Source organism: Candidatus Poribacteria bacterium, assembly GCA_009839745.1.
Taxonomy (GTDB): domain Bacteria; phylum Poribacteria; class WGA-4E; order WGA-4E; family WGA-3G; genus WGA-3G.
In genome coordinates this window covers 1-3,250 of sequence record VXPE01000005.1, presented here as the reverse complement: position 1 = coordinate 3,250, position 3,250 = coordinate 1, and the positions used below count along the sequence as shown (strand labels likewise).

The window sequence follows — 3,250 nt, the reverse complement described above, 5'->3', positions numbered from 1 at the left end:
GACGGTTATTCAAAAGTTGCGCACTCCTGCAACGGATGACGAAGGTTTGTAGTCCCAAGCAACGCGCCGGGACGGCTCAACGGAAAAGGATTCGACGCTGCCAACTCACCTCACCGAACCGCAAGGAACATTTAAAAAATGCAGACTTTCTATGTTTCCCCTTCTCAGATATCCAATAATGTCGCTACCATTACAGGTTCAGAGTATCATCATCTCCGCAATGTCCTCCGGACAAGACCGGGTGAAGTTGTCCGAATCATTGATGGGAAAGGGAATGTGTATACTGCACAAATTCTTGAAACACACAATGCTCGTATTTCGAGCGAAGTCCGAATCCTCAGCCACGAATTCCACGCGATTGTTTCACCAAAACTCACGCTCTTTCAAGGGCTTCCCAAAAACGATAAAATGGAGTTAATTCTCCAAAAAACGACAGAGCTCGGTGTTACACAAATTGTACCACTGCATTCAGAATATGCCTTGCAGAAACCGAGTCAAAACCGATATGCGCGTTGGCATCGCGTACTGATCGCTGCTACGAAGCAGTCCGAACGCGCGTGGTTACCTGAATTAGGCAACGCACAAGTATTTGAGACTGCCCTTGCACAACTCGATACGTTTTCGCGCTGCTTGTTCTTCAGTCCACATCGTGATCAGAAATCGCAGGTCCGGCATATCCAGACAGTTTTGCGAGAGACACCGTGTCCGACTTCTATTGCCCTCTTTGTCGGACCGGAAGGCGGATTTTCCGATCAAGAGGTAACCCGTGCCATTGAAAGCGGATGTACACTTGTGACACTTGGGAGGAACATCCTCCGCACAGAAACTGCCGCAATTGTAGCCGTCGCCATCACCGCTTATGAATATCAACTGTAGGACTAATTTCTAAATAGCAGCGGTCTCACTAAAAAATTCATTGACAAATTTCACCGCTTTTTGTAAAATTGCTAACTATGGATGCAAAAGAATTGACCAAAACCCTCATTGGGTATAATACAGTAAGTCCTCTCAGCAATGTTGAGGTCATGGATTTTCTCACCGAGACGCTGGAATCCATTGATTGCGAGGTCGAACGGGTTGAGTACAAAGACCCAGCAGGTGTACTGAAGGTGAATCTCATTGGTCGTAAAGGACCTATGAACGGTGAGCGCGGGCTTGCGCTGCTCGGACATATAGATACTGTGCCTGCTATCGGTTGGTCGATGGATCCGTTTGAGGCGCGGATTGCGGATGAGAAGATGTATGGCAGAGGCAGTTGTGATATGAAGGGCAGTGTCGCGTGTATGATTGAGGTCGCGTCACACTATGCGGCATCGGATTTGAAGGCACCACTCTATGTCGTCATCACTGCTGATGAAGAGGTGGGCTACCTCGGGGCAATTGCAGTTGCCGAAAAGTCGCAGATGTTCAAAGAGCACGGCTTCCCGAAGTATGGGATCGTGGGTGAACCGACAGAACTCCATGCGGTATATGCCCATAAAGGAACTGTCCGCTTTACTGCCACAGCCCACGGTCGCGCAGCGCACAGCAGTACAGGCGAAGGGGACAACGCGAATCTAAAGTTAATTCCGTTTCTCGCAGAAATGCGGGATATTTATCACGAATTGACAAGCGATACCCAATATTTCAACGACGAATTCACACCGGCTTTTACGGATTGGAATATCACTATCAGTGATGGCGAGTGTCCAGGGAATATTACTTCGCCGCTGAGCGTATGTTGTGTCAACTACCGTCCAATGCCTGGAGATAATGCACAGGTATGGATAGACCGCGCACGCGACTCGGCAGAGAAGCATGGATTGATATTTGATTTATATATCAATGCCTCTCCCGTGCGCACACCGCCTGACGCAGAGATCATTCAAGCAGCTCTTGAAATAACCGGCGAGACTGAACCCGGAACTGTTGCCTATGGCACCGATGCCGCTGTCTTCGCACAGCACATGGAGACTGTTGTTATCGGACCCGGCAGTATTTTGCAGGCGCATACCGTAGATGAGTGGATGGCGTTGGACCAGTTCCCACAAGCGATTTCGATCTTTAGTCAATTTGTGAATCGGTTTTGTGGGGCTTAGGCGCATCAAAGAAAACAGCGTCCGGTTTTACCCATGCCGCTTCACCATCTGCCCACACTTCACGCTTCCAGATTGGCACGATCTGTTTCAGGCGATCCATCGCGTATTTACACGCTTCGAACCCATCTTTACGATGCGGGGATGCCACCGCAACGGCTACGCTTACCGCACCGATTTCCAATTTCCCCACACGGTGAATCATTGCAACGCGATCGAGACCCCATTTTTCTGAGATTTCTTGCGCAATTTCTGCCATTTTCTTCTCTGCCATCGGTGGATACGCTTCATATTCGAGACATTTTACCGATCTACCATCGGTATTGTTCCGAACTGTCCCGAAGAACAGCACGACCGCGCCTGCGTCTGGACCCTCCACGGCTTCACGCACCTCCTCGCCTGTGATAACTTCTGTCGTTATCTTAAACATTGCAGCCCCCTGTCACTGGTGGAATTAGGGCGACCTCGTCCCCTTCTGCGAGTTCAGTATGTTCCGTCGCATATTCCCAATTGACAGACATCTGCATCACTTCATAGAATTCAGCGATTTCGGGCCATTCTTCCTCAAGACGTTCTAATATCGTTTGTATAGTGGCACCGTCCGGGAGTTCCATCTCTTCCTCGGATCGATCTAACATTTCATGGCATACGGCGAAGTATTTGACTGTGACGTTCATATAAATTCCTTTTCCACAGAGTTTTGGAGGTTAACAACATATCGGTTACACTCAAAAGTATAGCACAAAATCGGTTACAAAACAATCTTTATACGGATTGCTGCTAAAAATTATGTTGATTTTTATCATGAGATAAGATAAAATAAAATAAATTGTGTGAAAGTGATCCACCTAATCACCTTCAACAGAGGAGAGAAGGCAGTATGAAACCGAAAGCTATTTATTATTTTATCCTCGTTTTGCTGGTTTCCGTTGGACTGATGGCTTGCGGCGGCGACACGACTGATGAAACAGAAGCACCCGATAAGCAGACCCAGCCGGCAGCAACATCCACCGAATCAACGCAGCCCGATGTAGTTGTTGGAAGAGATATTGACTTTGCCCTTGAGGAACAAGCGATTCGCGACCTATATGCCGAATACGCGCTTGCACACGGTGATCAGGATGTTGACGCGCTAACGGACGTGTGGCTACCCGGCGAGAGCAAAGACATTTTTA

5 protein-coding genes are annotated in these 3,250 nt (G+C 48.3%); 3 read left to right on the top strand and 2 right to left on the bottom strand.

Annotated elements, in window-relative coordinates; translation table 11 throughout:
• The first annotated feature begins 138 nt into the window (after positions 1-138).
• Positions 139-876 (top strand): 16S rRNA (uracil(1498)-N(3))-methyltransferase, encoded by a 738-nt coding sequence (locus F4X88_00860; protein MYA54820.1) that lies wholly within the window; start codon positions 139-141, stop codon positions 874-876.
• Between the two features lie 77 nt (positions 877-953).
• On the top strand, positions 954-2,078 hold the full coding sequence (locus F4X88_00855; GenBank protein ID MYA54819.1) for a M20 family metallopeptidase: 1,125 nt from the start codon (positions 954-956) through the stop codon (positions 2,076-2,078).
• On the opposite strand, the gene F4X88_00850 is transcribed toward F4X88_00855, so the two are convergent.
• Entirely contained in the window at positions 2,044-2,505 is a 462-nt protein-coding gene (locus F4X88_00850; protein ID MYA54818.1) for a molybdenum cofactor biosynthesis protein MoaE, read from the bottom strand. The two genes, F4X88_00855 and F4X88_00850, sit on opposite strands and share 35 nt — an antisense overlap.
• Positions 2,498-2,752, bottom strand: a complete 255-nt coding sequence (gene moaD, locus F4X88_00845) for a molybdopterin converting factor subunit 1 (GenBank protein MYA54817.1) — start codon at positions 2,750-2,752, stop codon at positions 2,498-2,500. The genes F4X88_00850 and moaD overlap by 8 nt, the downstream gene beginning before the upstream one ends.
• A 203-nt stretch (positions 2,753-2,955) precedes the next feature.
• On the opposite strand from moaD, the gene F4X88_00840 reads away from it, so the two are divergent.
• Positions 2,956-3,250, top strand: a 295-nt coding sequence (locus tag F4X88_00840; protein ID MYA54816.1) for a hypothetical protein, incomplete at its 3' end; no start/stop codon positions are given.